Source organism: Parasedimentitalea denitrificans, assembly GCF_011813015.1.
GTDB lineage: Bacteria > Pseudomonadota > Alphaproteobacteria > Rhodobacterales > Rhodobacteraceae > Parasedimentitalea > Parasedimentitalea denitrificans.
This window is the reverse complement of record NZ_QHLQ01000006.1, coordinates 37,674-60,011: the sequence shown is the minus strand read 5'-3', so window position 1 is coordinate 60,011 and position 22,338 is coordinate 37,674. Positions and strand designations below refer to the sequence as shown.

The window sequence follows — 22,338 nt, the reverse complement described above, 5'->3', positions numbered from 1 at the left end:
ATGGCTATGTCTCCTCTTAATCAACGCCGCTGGCGCAATTTCCGTCGTAACACCCGTGCCTTTTGGTCGATGATCATCTTTGCTGTGTTGTTCGGCATTACGCTATTTGCCGAATTCATCGCCAACGACAAACCGATCTTGGTCAGTTATCGCGGCGAGCTCTTTATGCCGGTGTTCAACTTCTACCCTGAAACCGCCTTTGGTGGTGATTTCCAGACCGAGGCAATCTATCGCGACCCCGAGGTCGAATGTCTGATCGTTTCGGGTGGCATCGAGGATTGCTTTGATGAGCCTGAAGAAATCATCGCGGAAATTGGTTCGGGTTCATACGAGGCTGAGGGCTTTGAGAAGGGCTGGACCCTGTGGCCGCTGATCCCTTATTCCTACAACACCACTGTCGACCGCCCCGGTGCCGCGCCACTGCCACCCAATGCGCAGAACTGGTTGGGCACTGACGACACCAAACGTGATGTGCTAGCGCGGGTGATCCACGGGTTCCGCCTGTCGATCGTGTTTACCCTGATAGTCACCGGTGCTGCCTCGGTTCTGGGAATTCTAGCGGGTGCCGTTCAGGGGTATTTCGGCGGCTGGACCGATCTGGTGTTCCAGCGGGTGATCGAGATCTGGAGCGCAACACCGCAGCTGTATGTGATCATCATTCTGTTCGCCATTCTGGGCCGCAGTTTCTGGCTGTTGGTCGGGCTTATGATCCTGTTCGGCTGGACCGGTCTGGTGGGCGTGGTGCGAGCAGAATTCCTGCGCGCGCGTAACTTGGAATATGTCCGCGCAGCCAAGGCGCTTGGGGTTAGCAATGTGACCATCATGTTCCGCCACATGCTGCCGAATGCAATGGTGGCAACGCTGACATTCATGCCGTTTATCGTCACCGGCACCATCGGAACACTAGCCGGGCTCGACTTCTTGGGCTTTGGTCTGCCGTCATCTGCCCCCTCATTAGGAGAGTTGACCCTGCAGGCCAAACAGAACCTAGAAGCCCCCTGGCTAGCCTTCACCGCGTTCTTTACCTTTGCCATCATGCTGTCGCTGCTGGTCTTCATATTCGAAGGCGTGCGGGATGCATTTGACCCCCGAAAGACCTTCTCATGAGCGCGCTTTTGCAAGTGAACGACCTGCGTGTTTCTTTTCGTCAGGACGGTAAGACATCAATGGCGGTAAAGGGCGTGTCCTTTACCGTGGATCGCGGGGAAACCGTGGCCCTCGTGGGCGAGTCGGGGTCGGGTAAGTCGGTGACTGCACTGTCCACAGTCTCGCTATTGGGTGATAGCGCGATCGTCGAAGGTTCAGTCCTGTACGACGGTCAAGAAATGATCGGCGCCGATGCTGACCGGTTGATGGACGTGCGCGGCAATGACATCAGTTTCATTTTCCAAGAGCCGATGACCTCGCTGAACCCGCTACACACCATTGAAAAGCAATTGGCGGAATCACTGGCATTACATCAGGGGCTGTCGGGGGCAGGGGCTCGGGCCCGTATTCTGGAGCTGCTGAATAAAGTTGGCATTCGTGACGCCGAAGATCGTCTGGGATCTTATCCGCACCAGCTTTCTGGCGGGCAACGGCAACGCATCATGATCGCCATGGCCCTGGCCAACAAACCTGACGTTCTGATCGCAGATGAGCCGACAACGGCGCTGGATGTAACCATTCAAGCGCAGATCCTAGACCTGTTGGCCGAGTTGAAGGCCAGCGAAGGCATGGGACTGTTGTTCATTACCCATGATCTGAACATCGTGCGCCGAATTGCCGACAAGGTCTGCGTGATGAAGGACGGTGAGATTGTAGAGACTGGCCCCACGGTCGAGATTTTCGACAATCCACAGCACCCTTATACGCAAATGTTGTTGGCGGCTGAACCTGCAGGGCATCCAGAGCCGGTGCCGGCGAACTCTCAGGAATTGATCCGTACCGATGATCTAAAAGTCTGGTTTCCGATCCAACGTGGATTACTGAAACGCACTGTCGGTCACATAAAGGCGGTAAACCCCTCGTCGATTTCCGTCCGCGCGGGTGAAACGCTGGGAATTGTTGGCGAAAGTGGATCAGGCAAGACCACAATGGCGCTGGCCATCATGCGGCTGATTGCTTCTGAGGGCGAGGTCAACTTTCATGGCGACGATCTGCGCAAGTATTCGACCAAGGACCTGCGGCAGCTTCGCAAGGACATGCAGATTGTGTTTCAGGACCCGTTTGGGTCGCTATCACCTCGGATGACCTGTGCGCAGATCATTGCCGAGGGTGTCGCAATCCACAAGATTGACCCTGACCGTGATCCACGTGATCTGGTGGCGGATATCATGACCGAGGTGGGATTAGACCCAATCGCCATGGACCGTTACCCGCATGAGTTTTCTGGTGGCCAACGTCAGCGCATCGCCATCGCCCGCGCTATGGTACTACGCCCAAAACTGGTGGTTCTGGACGAGCCGACCTCGGCGCTGGATATGACGGTGCAGGTGCAAATCGTTGATCTGTTGCGCGATTTGCAACGCCGTTACGGGCTGGCCTATCTGTTCATTTCCCATGACCTGAACGTGGTGCGCGCCATGTCCCACAAGGTCATTGTGATGAAACAGGGGGATGTCGTCGAAGCAGGGGTCGCCGAGGACATCTTTGTCAATCCGCAGCACGAGTATACCCGTACGCTGTTGGCTGCGGCTCGGTAAACTGTTTTGTTATCCTTCGATCAAATCGCCGCAGAATGCTTGGCCTGACTGGTTTCGTCATAGGCATCGAAACCACGGGCAATCATCCGTGTGAGGGGGCGGGCGTGCTCGGGGATATAAAGCCCATCCGGCAGAACCTGCAGCGCATCAGGGAAGTCATTGGCAACCTTGGTGAACATCTGGTGCAACGCGGTAGATGTGATGTCGAAGTCAGCGGTGATTTCGTTTGTGTTGATCCGGAAATCGCACATCAACGACTCGATCAGGCGGGCGCGCAATTTGTCTTCGCCTTGGAACGTGTGACCGCGAGTAACCGAGAACGAGCCTTCGCGGATCGCTTTGGTATGGGCCGAGGTTCCAGGTGCGTTTTGGGCAAAACCCTGCGGGAAGCGCGAGATCGAAGACGCCCCAAGGCCGATCAGAACTTCGGACTGATCATCGGTGTAGCCTTGGAAATTGCGTTTCAGCTTACCAGCCTTTTGCGCGGTGGTCAGCCCGTCAGTCTGAGTGGCAAAGTGGTCAATTCCGATTTCGGCATATTGATCCCACAGGAACAGCTTGCGTGCGGTTTCGAATAGTCCCAGCCGCTCTTGTGGTGTAGGCAATGCATCTGTTGGAATCATCTGCTGTCGTTTGGCCACCCAGGGAACATGGGCATAGCCATATAGCGCAACCCGGTCGGGGTTCAGCGACAGCAGCTTTTGAACGCTTTCTGTCATCCGTTCCTGGTTTTGATGCGGCAGCCCGTACAGGATGTCGGCGTTTAGGCTGTGGATGCCGCGGGCGCGGATCATCTCAATGGCGTTGCGAGTGAGTTCGTAGCTTTGAATACGGCCAATTGTTTGTTGGATCTCAGGGTCAAAATCCTGAACCCCAACAGAGGCACGGTTCATACCTGCGGCGGCCAGTGCATCCAGGCGCCGTTCGTCAATCTCGTTAGGATCAATTTCTACCGAGAACTCTGCGTCAGGGGCAAAAGGCGCAATTTCAGCCACGGCCCCGGCCAGTTCAGTCATCATATCTGGTGTTAGCAGGGTCGGCGTGCCACCGCCCCAATGCAACCGGGACAGGTTCACACCTTCGGGCAGGATTCGGCCCAGCATTGCGATTTCAGCCTTCAGAACCTCAAGATAGGCGCGGACTGGAGAATCGCTTTGGGTGCCCTGAGTTCGGCAGGCGCAGAACCAACACAGCCTGCGGCAGAACGGCACATGGATGTATAGCGAGATCGAGCTGTTTGGCTTGATCTTTGATATCCAATCAGAAAACCGCGTCGGATCAACGTCGTTACGGAATTGTGGAGCTGTTGGATAGCTGGTGTAGCGCGGCACTTTGGCGTCGAATAAACCGAGCTTGGCCAATTGTGATTCCTGTGTCATTTGGGTAATGTAGTCGAGGTCTAACAGGACTAACCTTGACCCAGATCAATTGGGACGATTGATGAGCACCCCGAATATTACTTCAGTTAACTGTGAAAGTTGCCCTATCCGCCACCGCGCCGTTTGCGCGCGTTGCAATGCTGATGAGCTGGTGGAACTGGACGCTATCAAATACTACCGAACCTACGAGGCTGGCCAGACCGTAATTTGGTCTGGAGACTTAATGGGCTTCGTTGGCTCTGTCGTGTCAGGAGTCGCAACTCTGACACAGACCATGGAAGATGGGCGGACCCAAATGGTTGGCCTTCTTCTGCCCAGCGATTTTGTTGGTCGCCCCGGGCGAGACGGTGCGGCATATAATGTGGTCGCCACCACCGATGTTGTGATGTGCTGCTTTCGAAAGAAACCTTTCGAAGAATTGATGGAACGCACCCCGCATGTTGCGCAACGGCTCTTGGAAATGACCCTGGATGAGCTGGACGCAGCGCGTGAGTGGATGCTGGTTCTAGGCCGCAAAACCGCGCGTGAGAAAATCGCTAGCCTGCTGTCCATAATTGTGCGCCGCGACGCTTCGCTGGCATCAAATGGCATTGGCAAAAACATCGTGTTTGATTTGCCGCTAACGCGTGAGGCAATGGCCGACTATCTGGGTCTGACCCTAGAAACAGTTAGCCGTCAGATGTCAGCGCTGAAACGCGATGATGTGATCAAGCTAGAGGGCAAACGTCATATTACCGTGCCGAACATGGAGCGCCTGCTAAGTGAAGCAGGTGACGATGGTGATGGCGGGTTTATCGGCTGATACCCTTTGCCGGTCATTTAGGGGGCGAGCAAGCGCGCCCCCTAAATCTGTCATTAGTGCGCCATGAAAACAGGGACTGTGGCCTGTTCCAGCATATTGCGAGTTGCGCCACCGAGTATGGCCTCGCGGAAACGGGAATGCCCGTAAGCCCCCATTACAATCATTTCGGACGCGGTGTCGACGGCGTGGCGGTTCAGGATGTCAGACACGCGACTTAGTGATTTGCTGAGCACGTCGATTTCGCATTTTACCCCATGACGCGCCAGCATCTGACTTAGCATGCCGCCAGGATCCGATCGCTCTGGCCCATGCTGAGGGGGGGCAATTACCACGACCCGAACCAAGTCAGCCTTCACCAAAAACGGTAACGCTTTGCGGATCGCAGTCAGGGCCTCAACGCTTTCGTTCCAGGCCACCATAACTGTCTTTGGTTGCGTCACCACGTTGGCTTTGTCAGGGACCATAAGAACCGGAGCATGGCCTTCGAACAGAGCGGCCTCGACAATGGGCTCTGCTTCGACATTGCGGTCACGACCATAGGGTTTGCCTAGCACCACAAGATCCGAGAACCGGGCGCGCTGAGCCACATGTCGACCCAAATCAGCGATTTGAGCGACGCCGGATTCCGCAGACCAGTTAACACCGGATTTTGCCAGCACCGTTTCAGCGTGGTCTTGCACCCGCGTCGCCTCTTCCTTGGCCCGAGACAGGGATTCCTGCAGCACCATGGCATTGGCGCCAGCGTAGTAATACCCCGTCTGCGTTCGGTCGACGCCCAGACAGAGAGCCTCGGCGTGGCCATCAAAATGACCAGCCAGAGTCGCAAGCTGGTTTAACGGTGTTTTTGCGGTTTCGGTCGCAGTTAGTACTGTAAGCAACGATTTATAGGACATTTCTACCTCATGCGCAGTGCAACTTACCAAAATACGGCTGCACTAATTGCTTTCTGTGGAGAGGCTACACATAGATCGTCATAGTATGTCTTGATGTAGATCAAAGCAGTAGGTGCTTTCATTTTGCATCAAGCGCTCAGTCTAAATCCGTCTGGCGCGGCACAAGAATCGCGCGGGGCAAGATAAAGGGACATAGTATGTCTAATTATATCAAGCTAATAGCGCTTGGTTTGGTTGTGCTTTTTGCGATGCTTGCGACCAATTATGCGCGGGATATAGCTTATTTGGTGCATGCGATCATTATTATGGTCGTTGCTGCTGGGCTGTTTATCCACGTTCTTCGCAACACCGACGAGCCGCAAGTCATGGCCGGGTCAGTGGAAAATGAATATTTCGACAGTGTCGTACGCGCTGGTGTGATCGCCACCGCCCTTTGGGGTGTGGTTGGCTTTCTGGCTGGTGTTTTTATCGCATTTCAGCTGGCCTTTCCGGCGCTGAACTTTGAATGGGCCGAAGGATACGCCAACTTTGGCCGCCTGCGCCCGTTGCACACCTCGGCGGTGATTTTTGCCTTTGGTGGTAATGCTCTGATCGCCACATCGTTCTATGTGGTTCAGCGCACCTGTGCTGCGCGCCTTTGGGGCGGCAACACAGCATGGTTCGTGTTCTGGGGATATCAGTTGTTCATCGTTCTGGCGGCGACTGGCTACCTGTTGGGCGGTACGCAGTCGAAAGAATACGCAGAACCCGAATGGTATGTGGACATCTGGCTGACTGTGGTCTGGCTTGCTTATCTGGCTGTGTTCCTAGGCACGCTGATCAAACGCAAAGAGCCGCACATCTATGTGGCAAACTGGTTCTACCTTGCCTTTATCATCACCGTTGCCATGCTTCACGTGGTCAACAACCTGTCGATCCCGGTTTCGATCTGGGGTTCCAAGTCGGTGCAGGTCTTCTCTGGTGTGCAGGATGCCATGGTTCAATGGTGGTACGGCCACAACGCTGTGGGCTTCTTCCTGACCGCCGGTTTCCTTGGCATGATGTACTACTTTATCCCGAAACAGGCCGAACGTCCTGTGTTCTCGTACAAGCTGTCGATCATCCACTTCTGGGCGCTGATCTTCCTGTATATCTGGGCTGGTCCACACCACCTGCACTACACAGCGCTGCCTGACTGGGCGACAACGCTGGGCATGGTGTTCTCGATTGTGCTGTGGATGCCGTCTTGGGGTGGCATGATCAACGGTCTGATGACCCTGTCTGGTGCATGGGACAAGCTGCGCACCGACCCGGTTATCCGGATGATGGTGATCTCGCTTGGCTTTTACGGCATGTCGACCTTTGAAGGTCCGATGATGTCGATCCGCGCTGTGAACGCGCTGAGCCATTACACTGACTGGACCATTGGCCACGTGCACTCGGGAGCCTTGGGCTGGAACGGTATGATCACCTTTGGTGCGCTGTACTATCTGGTTCCGGTTCTGTGGAAGCGTGAGCGCCTTTATAGCCTTAGCCTGGTGTCCTGGCACTTCTGGCTCGCCACGATCGGTATCGTTCTGTACGCCGCGTCGATGTGGGTCACCGGTATCATGGAAGGCCTGATGTGGCGTGAAGTAGATGCCAACGGCTTCCTGGTGAACTCGTTCGCTGACACCGTTGCTGCCAAAACTCCAATGAACATCGTGCGTGGATTGGGCGGACTTATGTTCCTCTCTGGCGCTGTGGTCATGTGTTACAACCTGTGGATGACCGTTCGTCGGGCACCGGCCAAAGAGGCCAGCCTTACTGTCGCGGTTCCAGCTGAATAAGGAGGACTGAAACAATGTCATTTCTCGACAAACACAAGGTCCTCGAGACCAACGCGACCCTGCTGCTGGTTTGCAGCCTGCTCGTCGTGTCCATCGGCGGTTTGGTGCAAATCGCACCACTGTTCTGGCTGGAAAACACCATCGAAGATGTAGAGGGCATGCGCCCCTACACTCCGCTGGAGCTGACTGGGCGGGATATCTACGTTCGTGAAGGGTGCTACACCTGCCACAGCCAGATGATCCGTCCAATGCGCGATGAAGTAGAGCGCTACGGCCACTACTCACTGGCGGCAGAGTCCAAATACGACCACCCACACCAGTGGGGGTCCAAGCGGACGGGGCCAGATTTGGCCCGGGTCGGCGGGCGTTACTCGGATGAGTGGCATGTCGATCACCTGCGTGATCCGCAGTCAGTGGTGCCGGAATCTGTGATGCCAAAATATGGCTTCCTGGAGGACACGATTATCGACGGTAAATATGTCGCTGACCTGATCGCCACCAACGCAATGGTCGGTGTGCCGTATACAGATGAGATGATCGCCAGTGCTCAGGCTGACTTTAGGGTCCAAGCGGATCCGGACAGCGACTATGACGGTCTGATCGAACGCTATGGTGACAAAGTGAGCGTGCGTAACTTTGACGGTCGTGCAGAGCTGACTGAAATGGATGCGCTTGTGGCCTATCTGCAGATGCTGGGTACTTTGGTTGATTTCTCGACCTTTACCCCCGTTGCTAGCCGCTAAGGGAGGGACAGATGGATATCTACACTTTCCTTAGGGAATTCGCCGATAGCTGGATGCTGCTGTTCCTGTTTGCTGTTTTTGTAACGGTTATCATCTGGGCGTTTCGCCCCGGCAGCACCAAGATATACGACGATGTTGCCAACATCCCGTTTCGCCACGTTGACGCACCTGCGCCCCAGATGGGCGCAGATAAACCCGCCGCATCCAAGGAGGCGAGGACATGACAAAAAAGTCTAAGAAGTTCGAGGGCGATCCAAACACCACCGGTCACGTGTGGGACGGGATCGAAGAGTTTGATAACCCGATGCCACGCTGGTGGTTGTGGTGTCTGTATCTGACCATCATCTGGGGTATCGGTTATACGATTGCCTACCCAGCATGGCCAATGATCAATCAGGCCACCTCTGGGGTGCTGGGATGGTCAACCCGCGCTAACGTCGCAAACGAGATTGCTGCAGTCGAAGAGGGCAACGCTGCCATCAACGCACAGCTGGCCTCGGCTGATCTGACGGCGATTGCCGGTGATGCGGAGCTGAACGGTTATGCAACTTCGGCTGGGAATGCGGTCTTCATGACCTGGTGTGCACAGTGCCACGGTTCTGGCGCGGCTGGTGCAAAGGGTTATCCTAACCTGCTGGACGACAGCTGGCTGTGGGGCGGTGACATGGAAGCCATCCATACCACCATCACTCATGGTATCCGCAACGAAGACAGCGACGAAGCGCGCTACTCTGAGATGCCTGCCTTTGGCCGTGATGAGTTGCTGGAACCGGCTGAGATCGACCAGGTTGTGAACTTTGTCATGTCTCTGTCAGGCGAAGCGCAGGATGCATCCAAGGTAGAAGCCGGTGCCGTTGTCTTTGAAGACAACTGTTCGTCGTGCCACGCCGAAGACGGCACTGGTGATCGTGATCAGGGTGCACCGAACCTGGCGGATGCGATCTGGCTGTACGGTGGTGACTATTCCACTTTGAGCGAGACCGTGAACAATTCACGATATGGCGTTATGCCAGCGTGGAACACACGTCTGACCGAATGGCAGATCCGTGCTGTTACCGCCTATGTTCACCAGCTTGGCGGCGGTGAATAAGTCAGAGTTTTGGCTTCCTGAGGGGGCTTCAAAGTTCCGAAAATTGGGGGCTCTAGTTGCCCCTCACGAACGCAGCGCTACACAGCGCTGCGTTTCGCATTTGGAGATTGGTCAGCGTGATCAGTGTGTTCTGTCTTTATCCCATATAAGTATTTGAGCGTCGAACACTGGCGCGCGCGGCATCACTCCAGCCGCTCCACATGGCAATGGCGCCCCAACTTATGACGTAGACGACGCCAATGGCGATCACCAATTCGCCGGGTAACGGACCAACGTCAGCCCGCGAAATGCCTTGCTGAACTGACGTGATGGGGCTGGGGTGGACCAGAATTTTACCAGCATAGGCAAGGGATTGGATTAAAAGAATCCACAGATAGTTATGGCGAATACGGCGCCCTACGGACGTCATGTAATTGACGTGGTATTCTGGCTGCAGATAGTCGGTCGCAAGCACCTTTTGCCAGTTTTCTTCCATATGCAAATCGCCGTCATACAGCAGCGGCGCGTAGAAATGCCGTTCAAGCCAGCGCGCACGGGCACGAAAGACGTTGAAATAGCGATATCGTCTCGCCTCGAGTAACAGAAAGAAAATGATCAGGATGCCAACCAGGATTAATGGGAGTGGTGATGCATCGGGGGAAGAAAAGGTAATCGACAGGGCCACGCCCAACGTCACAACCGCCCAGTTTGTGGTCGTGTCCAGTCGAGTGCGCCAGATGGTGCTTCGGTAGACCTCGGCGCGATACAGGTGTGCAACAGCACCAATTTCGGCATCGGCAAGGGTCATGCGCTCTTTGGTTTGCGGCCTCATGTCGACGTCCCCCACCATCTTGTCAGTAAAGGGTAGGTTTTGTGTGCAAAGGGTCAAATAATGCTGCGAGTTTGATCCGCGTCAAACACAACCGGTGGAATCAGTGATTTAAGGTATGCAACGACTGCTCGCGGCCTTTGTACCTCCCCCTTATGTGGGCCCGTGGCAGTCCGGTATACCTGTCTCGGCTGCTTGCAGTGGGGTAGGCTAAAGCGTCGGTTTTCCGATCTGTTCGCGCGTTTCCTGGAAAGCCGACGCTCCTTTTTTGCCCTTCATTGGTTCAAATTCCACCGCACCATGCGGCGGGGTGACAGGTGCAGCCACTTAAAGGTTCTTCAGGTCAGTGGACTTGGGAGTCTGGTTCCACCACCGGCTGCGTTTTTGCGGAGACTTAGTTTTTCCCCGCACGTCGCTAATGGTGTGGTCCTGAATCCGGGTGGCGGTGAGCATACTGTTTGCAAAAATATTCAACATGATTTTCTCCTTAATGTAAGTTTTCCTTGCCTCACTCTTGCGAAAAACGACCTGTTATGCGAATCAATTGGAATTTTATCCTGTAAGGTGGGCTTACATATGAACTGGCTTGAGTTCCCTCCGTTAGCTTCACTCCGGGCGTTTGCTGCCTTTGCGCAGACCGGAAATGTCTCGCTTGCGGGTGATGCGCTAAATGTAAGTCACGCTGCCATCAGCCAGCAATTACGCGCACTAGAGACCCATCTCGGGGCGTCCTTGTTGGACCGTTCGGGCCGTTCGCTTTCCTTGACAGTTGAGGGAGATCAATTGGCCCGCGCACTAGACCTTGGTTTTGGGGCAATCGACGCTGCCATTCAGGACCTGAAAGGTGCTGATGCAAACCGCCCCTTGCATGTCTCGTGCACCTCTTCCTTTGCCTCATCTTGGCTGATGCCACGTCTGGCTGGTTTCCGTGCGTTGCATCCCGAGATCAATTTGATGTTGGACCCTTCACCTAACCTTGTGACCCTGAAGCCCGGTGGAATTGATTTGGCCATTCGTTATGGCAAAGGCGACTGGCCTGGGCATGAAGTTGAAATGTTGCTCGCCTCTCCGATGGTTATTGTTGCTGCGCCGGGGTTGTTAAAGACAGAAGGCAAAATCACCCCAGCAGAATTAGTGGATTATCCTTGGCTGGACGAGTTGGGAACAACGGAGTCCACCAACTGGGCCGAGGCATACGGAGTGAAGCCGACAGAATTAAAAAGCCGAATTCACGTGCCGGGTAACCTATTGCTAGACGGCGTGCGGTCAGGGCAAGGGGTGGTGGTCACCGTACGCATGTTCGTCGAAGATGATCTGAAATCAGGTCGCTTGGTCGAATTGTTCTGCGAGGACGATAGCCGCGGTTATCATATCGTCACACGGCCCGGTGTTCTGCGGCCCACTGCGCGAAAATTTGTTCAGTGGCTGCGGCGACAATGACGTAGGTGAAAAACATGTTTTCACGATACGCCTTTGATCCATGTCAAAGTTGACCTGATAGTCTTCTGAGACAAGACTGGAATTAGCCAACAGTCGGAGAGTTGCCGTGAGCGATTCCAATTCCCCCCCCAGCCTTTACGCCGCTAGGGAGCCCATTTTTCCAAAAAGAGTTTCCGGTAAATTCCGGAATCTAAAGTGGATAATAATGGCTGTGACATTGGGGATCTACTATTTGGTTCCATGGATTCGCTGGGATCGCGGGCCTAGCCTGCCGGATCAGGCGGTATTGTTGGATCTGGGTGGCCGACGTTTTTACTTCTTCTGGATCGAAATCTGGCCACACGAGTTCTATTTTGTTGCCGGTTTGTTGATTATGGCAGGGTTGGGGTTGTTCTTGTTCACCTCAGCCTTAGGCCGGGTCTGGTGTGGCTATGCATGTCCGCAGACCGTTTGGACTGACCTGTATATCTTGGTCGAGCGCTGGATCGAGGGGGACCGAAATGCCCGCTTGCGATTGTATCACCAGAAAAAACTGGACTTTCGAAAGGTCCGTTTACGGGTCACAAAGTGGACGGCGTGGTTGCTGATTGGTTTGGCTACAGGCGGGGCGTGGGTATTTTACTTTGCCGACGCGCCAACCCTGCTGGTTGATCTGGTCACGGGTAACGCCCATCCGATTGCCTATTCGACAATGGCCATCCTGACACTAACCACCTTCTTCTTTGGTGGTTTCGCCCGTGAACAGATCTGCATCTATGCCTGCCCATGGCCGCGTATTCAGGCTGCGATGATGGACGAAGACACTCTGGTTGTCGGATATCGCGACTGGCGTGGTGAACCCCGTGGCAAGCTCAAGAAAAAAGGTCCAGAACCGGCCGAGCCTCAGGGAGACTGTATCGACTGCATGGCCTGTGTGAATGTCTGCCCGGTCGGGATCGACATTCGCGACGGCCAGCAAATGGAGTGCATAACCTGTGCGCTGTGTATTGATGCCTGCGATGAGATTATGGAAAAAGTCGGCAGGCCACGTGGCTTGATCGACTACATGGCGGTCAGCGATGAGAGCAACGAACGTGCTGGGCGACCTGCCGTAAATATCTGGAAGCATATACTGCGGCCCAGAACTATCATGTATACGACGCTGTGGACCCTGGTGGGCGTTGGGCTTGTTTTTGCCTTGTTCATTCGCGCCGATATAGAGTTGACAGTGGCCCCGGTCCGCAATCCAACGTTTGTGACAATGTCCGACGGCTCGATCCGCAATACCTATGACGTACAGCTACGCAACAAGCATGGAGAGCAGCGCCAGTTTAAGCTTTCTGTTTCCGGCGATCCTACGTTGCACATCCAGATCGAAGGTACGCCTTATGCGTCGGTTCCAGTAGAGGCCAACGCTGCGCACCAGCAGCGGGTCTATGTGATCAGCCCCAAGGGCTCGGCGCCCTCGACCCAGGATGCGACACCGTTTAGGATCTGGGTTGAAGACAACGCCAATGGTGAACGCGCCTACAAAGACACCACCTTTAACGGCAAGGGGAACTAAGCGATGACATCGGAAAAGCCGCAGCGGGAATTTACAGGACGCCATGCGCTGATGGTCTTTGGTGGCGCCTTTGCTGTGATCATTGGCGTCAACATCACTCTGGCTGTGAATGCAGTGAAAACCTTTCCCGGGCTTGAGGTGAAAAACTCGTATGTCGCCAGTCAAGAGTTTGACAGCCGCCGCAGCGCACAGACTGCGCTTGGCTGGTCTGTCTATGCTTCGGCAAGCGATGATCAGGTAAAGCTAGAGATCACCGATGCCGACGGGAACCCGGTAGAGGTGGTCAAGCTGACCGCCACATTAGGCCGCGCCACCCACGTCCAGGATGACCAAAACCCTGACTTCAAATTCGATGGCAAGGCCTATGTCGCACCGGCACAACTGGGTGCCGGGAACTGGAATATCCGCATGGTGGCGCGGGCCAAAAATGGCACCGAGTTTAGCCAGCGAGTCATTTTGCACGTGAAAGGCTGATCGGAAATGACAGCCCAGGTAAATCCCTCACTGGCAGCCTGTCCAGGCTGTCTGGTTGTGCCCCGTGATGCGGCTGATGAGGCCCAAGAAGCCGCACGTTTAGCGCTGTCGCTGCCGGGTATCCACTGTCAGGCCTGCATAACGACGGTAGAGAAGGGGCTGAATGCAGTCCCCGGTGTGAACTCAGCCCGCGTTAATCTGACCTTGAAGCGTGCGCTGATCGAGGCTGCCCCCAACATCCATGCCACCGATCTGATCCCGGAGCTGACCAAGCTTGGATTTGAGGCGCATGAACTGGATCTGGGGGTGCTGTCTGCAACCCAAAGCGACAAGGCCGGGCGTGATCTGTTGATGCGTCTTGCTGTGGCTGGGTTTGCGTCGATGAACGTGATGCTTCTGTCTGTTTCGGTTTGGGCAGGGGCCTCGGATGCGACGCGGGACATGTTCCACTGGATCTCGGCGGCGATCACCCTGCCGGCAATCGCGTTTTCTGCACAACCTTTCTTCAAACACGCATGGACAGCGCTGCGGGTGCGGCGGCTGAACATGGATGTGCCGATCGTGCTGGCGCTGGTGCTGGCGCTGGTTACATCGCTGTGGGAAACCTCGCTCTCTGGCGAGCATGCGTACTTTGATGCGGCTCTAACACTGACCTTTTTCCTTCTGGCTGGGCGGTATCTGGATTTCCGCACCCGAGCTGTGGCGCGATCCGCAGCTGAGGAACTGGCGGCGCTAGAGGTGCCCCGTGCCATCCTGCTGCGCGACGGAGTTGAAGCCGAAGTTGCGGTTGGGGATCTGTCGATTGGTGATCTGATCTTGGTTCGCCCCGGTGGTCGTATGCCGGTGGACGGCGAAGTTGTGTCCGGTCAGTCCGAGCTGGATCGTTCGCTGTTGACAGGTGAAACGCTGCCAGTGTTTGCGGGGCAGGGCACAGTGATTTCTGCAGGAGAGGTCAACCTGACCGGGCCGCTGACCATCCGCGCCACTGCGGTGGGCAAGGACACGTCGTTGCACCGGATGGGCGATCTGGTAGCTATCGCCGAGTCTGGCCGGTCGCGGTATACCTCACTGGCCGACAACGCAGCCAAACTATATGCCCCCGGCGTGCACATCCTGTCGGCGCTTAGCTTTGCTGGCTGGTATTTGTACACTTGGGATCTGCGCACGGCGTTGAACATCGCTGCTGCCGTACTGATCATTACATGCCCCTGTGCATTGGGCCTAGCCGTACCTGCGGTTACCACTGCGGCGTCGGGGCGCTTGTTCCGCAAGGGGATGCTGATCAAGGACGCCACGGCGTTGGAACGGCTGGCGCAGGTGGATACGGTGGTCTTTGACAAAACCGGAACCCTGACAGCCGGCACCCCACAGCTGACCAACCTGGATGATTTCTACCGAGCAGACTTGGAACTGGCGCTGGCTCTGGCCGAGGCCTCGGCGCATCCGCTGTCACGTAGCTTGGCCCAAGCCGCACGGGACGCAGGTGTTTCTGCGGCAGAAGTCACAGATATCCGCGAGGTGCCGGGCTTTGGCACTGAGGCGCAATATCAGGGGACCCGCGTGCGTCTGGGTCGTGCGGCTTGGGTTGATGCGCCTTCTAATGCTTGTACCACTGCTTGGCTGGATGCTGGGGATGGTGCCGCGCCGCGTGGCTTTGAATTCACCGACGCGCTGCGCCCTGGCGCTGCCGAAGCCGTGCAGGGACTACTGGATGCTGGCAAACAAGTATTCCTGCTTTCCGGGGATTCCAGTGAAGCAGTAGAAGGTGTGGCGACACGGCTTGGTGTTTCTGATTGGGTGGCCGAAGCCTTGCCAGAAGACAAAGTGGACTTGATTCAGACTCTGTTTGATCAGGGGCAAAAGGTGCTGATGGTTGGCGATGGGCTGAATGACACGGCTGCACTAACGGCTGCACATGTTTCGATCTCACCTGCATCAGCGCTGGATGCTGCGCGTGTTGCCTCGGATATTGTGCTGTTAGGGCAGGATCTTACCCCCATAGCCGAAGCTTGTGATGTTGCCAAACGTGCCACCAAACGCATCCGCGAGAACTTCCAACTCGCCACATTGTACAATGTGATTGCGGTGCCATTGGCGGTGGCCGGCCTGGCGACACCACTGATCGCTGCCTTGGCGATGTCGACGTCGTCGATTACAGTGTCCCTGAACGCACTACGCCTGAGGTAAAGAATGCAGGTCCTGACATTTCTGATCCCGATTTCCCTGATCCTCGGTGGGCTAGGGCTGGCCGGGTTCCTGTATACCGTGCGCAGCAATCAGTACGACGACCCCGAAGGGGATTCGCGTCGCATTCTGAGTGACGAGTGGGACGATCAGCCCAAACCCTAAGCTCTGGTGATTGCTGAACGGTGTGTAGCAGAACGCACTGTTCAGCCAGAGGTTTTAGGACGGCCCAATAGGGTTGCAGGTAATATTGCGGGCGCTCAGGCGACGGCAGGCCAAATCGGCGCCTTCCTGGGTCATCCCAAGGAAGTTTGCCTCAAATCCACGACTGGATTTTGCAACCTTCCGCAGGGAACCGTCCAGAGTCGACATTTCAGCCAAGGCGGTCCGCAAAAGCACCTTTTCAGCCTGGTAGCGTGTGTTGAAGAGGCCAACGTTGATGCCCCAATGACGCCCACCTGACGTGGACAAACGGGTCACAACAACTGGTTCGGCAGCAGCAACTTCGGATGTTCGCAAATTAGCGGGGCGGGCGACTGGGCGCAGTCCGGTATATACAGCGGGTACAGCAACGGGCTCCGGGGCTGAGACAACGACCGCATTGGCAACTTGCACGGCTGCTTCGTCGACTTGGGCAGGTTCCGCCACGGCGACAGTTGCTTCTGGTGTTTCATCAATCTCGGCCAAGGCGGCCTGAATACCGGCTTGCAGAAGGTTCTGATCGGTTTCCGAAACCTCGGGCGTATTTGGCGCAGGCGCGGTTCCAGCTTCTGCTAGCTGCACGACTTCCTCGGTGGTTTCGGCGCTTGGACGGGTCTTGGGGCGTAGGCTGGTGGTGACCAACCCATTGGGTCGTACAGTTTTACCAACGCCACCTGCGACCACTGGTGCTTCGACATTGCCGACGTATTGCGGCAGTGCCGGACGGCGCAGTCTGGCCTGTGACGGTGCCTGGCGGAAGCCAAGGTTCAGCAGCTCGGCAACCTTGGCGTTCCGAGAAGCGCTGGATTTGCCGCCGAATACAGTGGCGATAACACGTTCGTTGCCGCGTTTGGCCGAGGCAACAAGGTTAAAGCCAGCAGCATTGGTATATCCGGTCTTGATACCATCCGCGCCGCGGTACGACCCCAGCAGTCGGCGGTTGGTGTTGTTCACATGCTTGACACCTGCATCGGTCGATTTGCGCGAGAACAGGTTATAATACTCAGGATAATCATACAGGATATGACGCCCCAAAATGGTCATGTCGCGGGCCGTGGACAGGTGCCCTGACTGCGTCAGACCATGTGCGTTTCGGAATGTCGTCCGGGTCATGCCCAGCGATTTGGCGGTGCGTGTCATACGACGGGCAAACGCCGCTTCGGAACCCGAGATAGCCTCGCCCAGAGCAGTAGCTGCATCATTTGCGGATTTCACGGCGGCAGCACGGATCAGATAACGCAAGGCGATCTTCTGTCCGGTTCTAAGACCCAGTTTTGAGGGCGGCTCTGCCGTTGCATTGCGGCTGATCTTGATCTTGGTGTCCAGTGAGATTTCACCGTTCCGAACCGCTTCAAAGACGATGTACAGCGTCATCATCTTGGTCAACGACGCCGGATGAAGCCGGGTGTCAGCGTTTCGAGAGTGAAGAACCTTACCCGTGCGGGCATCCATCACCATCGCCGCATAAGGCGCGGCGCTAGCGGCCAAGGGCATCAGAATGCCCAGCCAGAATGCTGTTAGAATACCCAAACCCAAACGGGCCGGAAGGATGCACCGAACCTGCGCGATATTTGCCATGTCTGCCTCATGCCGCCGGTTTTCCGGCTGACTTTTTTTGCCTGATCAGAGGTTAACACATCACCAGTTTAGAAGATACACGCGCTTTGGAGCTATCAGTGGCATCCTTTAGTGTATCGGCAATATACGGTAGGTTAGTGCAGGTCGGTACGCTAGATAGGGCGTTCGTTAAGGAAGTGTTACCCTTTTTGCGGGCATTTTATTGCTATCTGATGCTATCGAGCCACAAGTTTCATCGCCTTAGTTTGATGGGATGTGTGGGCCTGCGGAGTAGTAAGCGGACAAGAGCTCAAGCTCTACAGAGACGTAACAGGCCTCGGGAATCATCGCCTTAATCCGCGTTTCCAGCTTACTGAGCAAAGCCTTAAAGAAGGCTTCGTCGCGATGGGGCTTCGCCAGTACAGCAATAGAAATATGGACATGACTGTGATAGTAGTGGCTGGTCGGATAGCCGCGTCCTTTACAGTCACCTGCGCCGCTGTCGTGGTCCAAAATCACAGATTCGATTGCAGCCAATATCGCTGGGGCATCAACGGTAAGGTTGGTGGAGTATTTGATTTCTGCGTGCGGCATTGCGGTTCCCCAGTCAAATTTTCAGGGCAACATAATGCGTTTGGCGAAGGGGGGGAACTAATTCCGGGCCAGTTTTTCGCAAAGAAAACTGTAATTGACACCTGACGTCGTTGTTCAGTGCAGGTCCTAGCCGAGCTTAGCCAGCAGCCCTGCCAATTCAGACAGGTCTTGGATTTGGTTGAAATGTGGTTCGTCCTTGGGGGGTGTTTCGTGTTCATATTTCCAAGTCAAATTGTGAGGTACATAAGTCCCCCAGCCTCCGGCTTCAATCATTGGGGAAACGTCTGAACGGACCGAATTTCCGACCATCATCGTGTGGGCAACGCCGCCGGGATGATTGGCGAAAATCTCTTGATATATCGCGGGTGTTTTCTCGGATACGATTTCGACTGCATCAAACAGGTCGCCTAAACCAGATTGGGCCAGCTTGCGTTCCTGATCCAGCAGATCCCCCTTGGTGACCAGTACCACGCGATAATCGTCGGCCAGTGCCGTAACCGCCTCTCGCGCATGGGGAAGCAGTTCTATGGGAAAGGCCAGCATCATTTGCCCGGCCTCTATCAACTCATGAATGACAGTTGCAGGAACCCGCGCATCGGTCACTTCGATTGCGGTTTCGATCATCGAAAGGGTGAACCCTTTGACGCCGTAGCCATAGCGCCCAAGGTTGCGTTTTTCGGCGGCCAACAAACGGTCATTTAGGCGCTCTGGGTCCAAATCCACGGGCGTATGATCGGCAAGTAATTCAGCGAATCTTTGTTGTGTAATCCGAAAGAATCGCTCGTTATGCCAAAGCGTATCATCAGCGTCGAAACCGATAGTAGTTAAAGTGCGTGCCATAGTCTTGCTCGCTTTCTCTTTTCCTTGCCGACATAGAGGTTATATAAGCGGGACAAGAACGTATTTGCCTGACCCGGATAGAACCTCAAATGACATTGCTGCCCATTACCATGTCGGACCAGTCAGATGACTCTACGGACACCGGAGTCATTACGAAGACAAAACCGAAGACCCAGCGCCCTCCACGATATAAGGTGTTGTTGCTAAATGACGACTATACACCCATGGAATTTGTGGTGATGGTACTGGAACGGTTCTTTGGTATGACCCACGCCGAGTCGTTTGAAATCATGTTGGTGGTCCACAAAAAGGGCCTGGCGGTCGTGGGTGTTTACAGCCATGAAATTGCCGAAACCAAAGTTAGCCAGGTGATGGATTTCGCCCGTCGGCAGCAGCATCCGCTGCAATGTACCATGGAAAAAGAAGAATAAGAGGCTCTCCGCATGTCCATCCGTCTGTCCCTGGCGATCACGTCAGGTGGTTTTGCCGTGCCTGCAACGGGCAAGATTGCTGTTTTCCTTCCTCGCGCTGAACATGATCTGTCGGACCTGCCACGCGATCAGGTGCTGGTGGTTCAACCCATGCGCCCGGATCACGACGGTTTTGTCGAACGCGGTTATGACTGTGTTGCAGCGCTGGAACCGGGCACCGAAGTTTCCGCTGCTGTAGTCTTTTTGCCCAGATCCAAGGCGCTGGCGCGGCACTTGGTTGCCCAAGCCGTTGCGGCCAGCAGTGGTCCAGTGCTGATCGATGGAGCCAAAACGGATGGAATCGATTCGCTCTATAAGGCGGCCCGCAGGATAGCCGAGCCGTCTGCTGCGATCTCCAAGGCGCATGGTAAAGCGTTTTGGGTCGCCGCTGACGGGCAGGTTTTTGCCGATTGGCTGGCCGAAGATTTCAGCGAAGTCGACGGTTTCGTCACCGCTCCGGGCGTCTTCTCGGCGGATGGTATTGACCCTGCTTCGCGTTTGTTGGCTGACTCACTGCCTGCCAAGTTGGGGCGCAATCTGGTAGATTTTGGTTCTGGTTGGGGATACCTGTCAGCACAGCTGTTGCAGCGCGATACCGTTATCGAAAACCTGCATCTGGTTGAGGCCGATCACAACGCGGTGTCCTGCGCCAAACGTAACGTGACAGACCCGCGCGCTCAGTTTTACTGGGAAGACGCACGGGGGTGGAAGCCATCACATCTGTTGGATGGCGTTATCATGAACCCACCGTTTCACACCGGTCGCAAGGCTGAGCCGTCGCTGGGGCAGGCCTTTATCGCCACTGCTGCACGGGTGCTGACACCCTCGGGTAGCCTGTGGATGGTCGCGAACCGGCATCTGCCATATGAGACAACCCTGTCTGAACTGTTTGTGCAGGTGTCTGAGATTGCGGGTGATAACCGTTTCAAGGTGTTGCACGCTTTCCGCCCCAAACGCTCGCGCCGGTAACCAGGTTATCGGTAACAGTTCCCAAGCAGGCAAATGCGGTCTAGTCTGACGTTTGCACAATCCTGACGGAGCCCAATAATATGTCCTTTTCCATTTCCGGTAAGACGGCCATCGTGACGGGTGCAGCCAATGGTATTGGCCTAGCGATCGGCAAGCAGTTTGCCGCTGCCGGTGCGAATGTGATGTTTGCCGATGCGGACGAGGCAGCACTGATCCGCGAAGTGGGAGAGCAACCCGAGGACAGCAGTACTCGCTACTTTGCTGGTGACTTGCGCGAACGACTGACCATCGCGAACTTACTGTCTGCCACCATTGATGCCTTTGATCAGGTTGATATCCTAGTCAACGGCGCGCGTCAGGTGCTGACCAGTGATCCGCTCGACCCCGATGATGACTCGACACATATGCTGCTAACACAGAATCTGCTGCCGACACTGCGTCTGTCTCAGCAGGTGGCAAAGCGGATGATAAAGCAGGGCGAAGGTCGTGAAGACAACGGCCCGCTTGGGTCGATCATCAATCTGTCGTCAATCGCGGCCCGTCGTACCCACCCCGAATTGATGGCCTATTCAGTGTCCTCGGCGGCGATGGATCAGATGACGCGGTCATTGTCAGTGGCCTTGGCCCCGCATCGCATTCGGGTCAATAGCATTGCCTTTGGGTCGGTGATGAGCGGCTCGCTCAAGGCGGTGCTGAAAGAAAACCGCGCTTACCGCGAGGATATCGAACAGCACACACCGCTGGGCCGCATCGCTTCTCCGACGGAATTGACCGAAACGGCACAGTTTCTAGCGTCAGAGGCATCCAGTTTTGTGACTGGGCAAGTGATGACACTGGACGGTGGGCGCACGCTGCTTGATCCGGTGGCGGCTCCTGTCCACTAAAATACCTTCGCTCTATTACAACATTGGAAGACACAAGCATGAGTGCTGAAATGAAGGCCGAAAGAACCGAGGCCGCTGCATGGTTTCGTACACTGCGTGATCAGATCGTTGCTGCGTTTGATACATTGGAGGATAGCCACGATACAGGGCCGCTCTCTGATCAGGCTCCGGGCCGGTTCGAGGTTTCAGAGACCAAGCGCGCGGCCGACGATGGTGCGGATGCTGGCGGCGGGTTGATGAGCGTCATGCGTGGCGGCCGGGTGTTTGAAAAGGTCGGCGTCAACGTGTCCGAGGTTTATGGTACTTTGGGCGAGCGGGCACAAAACGCGATGGCCGCGCGTAAGGGCATTCCGGGAATGAAGGACGATCCACGGTTCTGGGCATCCGGTATTTCCTTGGTCGCGCACATGCAGAACCCTCATGCGCCAGCAGTACACATGAATACCCGGATGTTCTGGACCCCACACGCATGGTGGTTTGGCGGAGGATCCGACCTGAACCCCTGTATCGAATATGATGAAGACACCGCGCATTTCCACAATCAGCAAAAAACGCATTTGGATCCGCATGGAGAGTCGCTCTATCCAGAGCTAAAGGCTTGGGCAGATGAGTACTTTTACATCCCTCACCGTAATCGCGCCCGTGGCGTTGGCGGTATCTTCATGGATGATCGCAACAGTGGTGATTGGCAGAAAGATTTTGCCCTGACACAAGACATCGGCCGTGCGTTTCTGCCTGCCTTTGTGCCACTCGTGGAAAAACGCCGGGTGCAGAATTGGTCTGACGCCGACAAAGACGCCCAGCTGGTGCATCGCGGGCTCTATGCTGAATACAATCTGGTCTATGATCGGGGAACCAAGTTTGGTCTTGAAACCGGCCATGATGCCAACGCAGTGCTGATGAGCCTGCCGCCACTGGCCAAGTGGGTATAGGCCTCTCTAAATTCTGAACAGGCTGGCCTTGTTCCTATGCTCG

General features: G+C 55.5%; 23 protein-coding genes. 16 read left to right on the top strand and 7 right to left on the bottom strand.

Going from position 1 to position 22,338, the window contains the following annotated elements:
* Both DL239_RS08070 and DL239_RS08065 read left to right on the top strand, forming a co-directional pair.
* On the top strand, nucleotides 1-1,107 hold the full coding sequence (locus DL239_RS08070; protein ID WP_167683506.1) for an ABC transporter permease: 1,107 nt from the start codon (nucleotides 1-3) through the stop codon (nucleotides 1,105-1,107).
* Nucleotides 1,104-2,684 carry an ABC transporter ATP-binding protein gene (locus DL239_RS08065; RefSeq protein WP_167683505.1) on the top strand — a complete coding sequence of 527 codons (1,581 nt, stop codon included), beginning with the start codon at nucleotides 1,104-1,106 and terminating at the stop codon, nucleotides 2,682-2,684. The genes DL239_RS08070 and DL239_RS08065 overlap by 4 nt, the downstream gene beginning before the upstream one ends.
* 20 nt (nucleotides 2,685-2,704) lie before the next feature.
* Here DL239_RS08065 and hemN read toward each other — a convergent pair whose 3' ends face one another.
* Nucleotides 2,705-4,063 carry an oxygen-independent coproporphyrinogen III oxidase gene (gene hemN / locus DL239_RS08060; protein WP_167683504.1) on the bottom strand — a complete coding sequence of 453 codons (1,359 nt, stop codon included), beginning with the start codon at nucleotides 4,061-4,063 and terminating at the stop codon, nucleotides 2,705-2,707.
* Between the two features lie 61 nt (nucleotides 4,064-4,124).
* Here hemN and fnrL point away from each other — a divergent pair, with 61 nt between their 5' ends.
* Nucleotides 4,125-4,865 carry a transcriptional regulator FnrL gene (gene fnrL, locus DL239_RS08055; protein ID WP_167683503.1) on the top strand — a complete coding sequence of 247 codons (741 nt, stop codon included), beginning with the start codon at nucleotides 4,125-4,127 and terminating at the stop codon, nucleotides 4,863-4,865.
* Between the two features lie 53 nt (nucleotides 4,866-4,918).
* Here fnrL and DL239_RS08050 read toward each other — a convergent pair whose 3' ends face one another.
* A complete protein-coding gene (locus DL239_RS08050; RefSeq protein ID WP_167683502.1) occupies nucleotides 4,919-5,758 on the bottom strand; it encodes a universal stress protein in 840 nt (279 codons plus the stop codon).
* A gap of 197 nt (nucleotides 5,759-5,955) precedes the next feature.
* On the opposite strand from DL239_RS08050, the gene ccoN reads away from it, so the two are divergent.
* The 4 genes from ccoN to ccoP are packed head-to-tail and all read left to right on the top strand — an operon-like array spanning nucleotide 5,956 to nucleotide 9,399.
* The gene (gene ccoN / locus DL239_RS08045) at nucleotides 5,956-7,566 is read left to right on the top strand and encodes a cytochrome-c oxidase, cbb3-type subunit I (RefSeq protein ID WP_167683501.1); all 1,611 of its coding nucleotides are present in this window, start codon (nucleotides 5,956-5,958) and stop codon (nucleotides 7,564-7,566) included.
* A 14-nt stretch (nucleotides 7,567-7,580) separates the two neighbouring features.
* On the top strand, nucleotides 7,581-8,309 hold the full coding sequence (gene ccoO, locus DL239_RS08040; protein ID WP_167683500.1) for a cytochrome-c oxidase, cbb3-type subunit II: 729 nt from the start codon (nucleotides 7,581-7,583) through the stop codon (nucleotides 8,307-8,309).
* Between the two features lie 11 nt (nucleotides 8,310-8,320).
* Nucleotides 8,321-8,533: a cbb3-type cytochrome c oxidase subunit 3 gene (locus DL239_RS08035; protein ID WP_167683499.1), complete on the top strand. Its 213-nt coding sequence runs from the start codon at nucleotides 8,321-8,323 to the stop codon at nucleotides 8,531-8,533.
* Complete coding sequence (ccoP, locus tag DL239_RS08030) at nucleotides 8,530-9,399, top strand: cytochrome-c oxidase, cbb3-type subunit III (RefSeq protein ID WP_167683498.1); 870 nt, start codon at nucleotides 8,530-8,532, stop codon at nucleotides 9,397-9,399. The genes DL239_RS08035 and ccoP overlap by 4 nt, the downstream gene beginning before the upstream one ends.
* A gap of 136 nt (nucleotides 9,400-9,535) precedes the next feature.
* On the opposite strand, the gene DL239_RS08025 is transcribed toward ccoP, so the two are convergent.
* Together DL239_RS08025 and DL239_RS08020 are read right to left on the bottom strand one after the other, a co-directional pair.
* Complete coding sequence (locus DL239_RS08025) at nucleotides 9,536-10,210, bottom strand: DUF2270 domain-containing protein (RefSeq protein WP_167683497.1); 675 nt, start codon at nucleotides 10,208-10,210, stop codon at nucleotides 9,536-9,538.
* Between the two features lie 324 nt (nucleotides 10,211-10,534).
* Nucleotides 10,535-10,684 (bottom strand): hypothetical protein, encoded by a 150-nt coding sequence (locus DL239_RS08020; protein WP_167683496.1) that lies wholly within the window; start codon nucleotides 10,682-10,684, stop codon nucleotides 10,535-10,537.
* A gap of 99 nt (nucleotides 10,685-10,783) precedes the next feature.
* On the opposite strand from DL239_RS08020, the gene DL239_RS08015 reads away from it, so the two are divergent.
* The 5 genes from DL239_RS08015 (at nucleotide 10,784) to ccoS (ending at nucleotide 16,013) form a co-directional block, all read left to right on the top strand.
* Nucleotides 10,784-11,647 (top strand): LysR family transcriptional regulator, encoded by an 864-nt coding sequence (locus DL239_RS08015; RefSeq protein ID WP_167683495.1) that lies wholly within the window; start codon nucleotides 10,784-10,786, stop codon nucleotides 11,645-11,647.
* A gap of 106 nt (nucleotides 11,648-11,753) precedes the next feature.
* A complete protein-coding gene (ccoG, locus tag DL239_RS08010; protein ID WP_167683494.1) occupies nucleotides 11,754-13,190 on the top strand; it encodes a cytochrome c oxidase accessory protein CcoG in 1,437 nt (478 codons plus the stop codon).
* A gap of 3 nt (nucleotides 13,191-13,193) precedes the next feature.
* Nucleotides 13,194-13,664, top strand: a complete 471-nt coding sequence (locus tag DL239_RS08005; RefSeq protein ID WP_167683493.1) for a FixH family protein — start codon at nucleotides 13,194-13,196, stop codon at nucleotides 13,662-13,664.
* A 6-nt stretch (nucleotides 13,665-13,670) separates the two neighbouring features.
* Nucleotides 13,671-15,851 carry a heavy metal translocating P-type ATPase gene (locus DL239_RS08000; protein ID WP_167683492.1) on the top strand — a complete coding sequence of 727 codons (2,181 nt, stop codon included), beginning with the start codon at nucleotides 13,671-13,673 and terminating at the stop codon, nucleotides 15,849-15,851.
* A 3-nt stretch (nucleotides 15,852-15,854) separates the two neighbouring features.
* Complete coding sequence (gene ccoS, locus DL239_RS07995; protein WP_167683491.1) at nucleotides 15,855-16,013, top strand: cbb3-type cytochrome oxidase assembly protein CcoS; 159 nt, start codon at nucleotides 15,855-15,857, stop codon at nucleotides 16,011-16,013.
* A 54-nt stretch (nucleotides 16,014-16,067) separates the two neighbouring features.
* Here ccoS and DL239_RS07990 read toward each other — a convergent pair whose 3' ends face one another.
* From DL239_RS07990 to DL239_RS07980, 3 genes are all read right to left on the bottom strand, one after another.
* The gene (locus tag DL239_RS07990; protein ID WP_167683490.1) at nucleotides 16,068-17,627 is read right to left on the bottom strand and encodes a D-alanyl-D-alanine carboxypeptidase family protein; all 1,560 of its coding nucleotides are present in this window, start codon (nucleotides 17,625-17,627) and stop codon (nucleotides 16,068-16,070) included.
* Nucleotides 17,628-17,867: 240 nt separating this feature from the next.
* Nucleotides 17,868-18,200 carry a hypothetical protein gene (locus tag DL239_RS07985; RefSeq protein WP_167683489.1) on the bottom strand — a complete coding sequence of 111 codons (333 nt, stop codon included), beginning with the start codon at nucleotides 18,198-18,200 and terminating at the stop codon, nucleotides 17,868-17,870.
* 126 nt (nucleotides 18,201-18,326) lie between these two features.
* Nucleotides 18,327-19,040: an HAD family hydrolase gene (locus tag DL239_RS07980; RefSeq protein ID WP_167683488.1), complete on the bottom strand. Its 714-nt coding sequence runs from the start codon at nucleotides 19,038-19,040 to the stop codon at nucleotides 18,327-18,329.
* Between the two features lie 89 nt (nucleotides 19,041-19,129).
* Here DL239_RS07980 and clpS point away from each other — a divergent pair, with 89 nt between their 5' ends.
* The 4 genes from clpS (at nucleotide 19,130) to hemF (ending at nucleotide 22,295) form a co-directional block, all read left to right on the top strand.
* Complete coding sequence (clpS, locus tag DL239_RS07975; protein WP_167683487.1) at nucleotides 19,130-19,471, top strand: ATP-dependent Clp protease adapter ClpS; 342 nt, start codon at nucleotides 19,130-19,132, stop codon at nucleotides 19,469-19,471.
* A gap of 12 nt (nucleotides 19,472-19,483) precedes the next feature.
* Nucleotides 19,484-20,479 carry a class I SAM-dependent methyltransferase gene (locus tag DL239_RS07970; RefSeq protein WP_167683486.1) on the top strand — a complete coding sequence of 332 codons (996 nt, stop codon included), beginning with the start codon at nucleotides 19,484-19,486 and terminating at the stop codon, nucleotides 20,477-20,479.
* An 80-nt stretch (nucleotides 20,480-20,559) separates the two neighbouring features.
* Nucleotides 20,560-21,363 carry an SDR family NAD(P)-dependent oxidoreductase gene (locus DL239_RS07965; protein WP_167683485.1) on the top strand — a complete coding sequence of 268 codons (804 nt, stop codon included), beginning with the start codon at nucleotides 20,560-20,562 and terminating at the stop codon, nucleotides 21,361-21,363.
* A 38-nt stretch (nucleotides 21,364-21,401) separates the two neighbouring features.
* On the top strand, nucleotides 21,402-22,295 hold the full coding sequence (gene hemF / locus DL239_RS07960) for an oxygen-dependent coproporphyrinogen oxidase (protein ID WP_167683484.1): 894 nt from the start codon (nucleotides 21,402-21,404) through the stop codon (nucleotides 22,293-22,295).
* Nucleotides 22,296-22,338 lie beyond the last annotated feature (43 nt).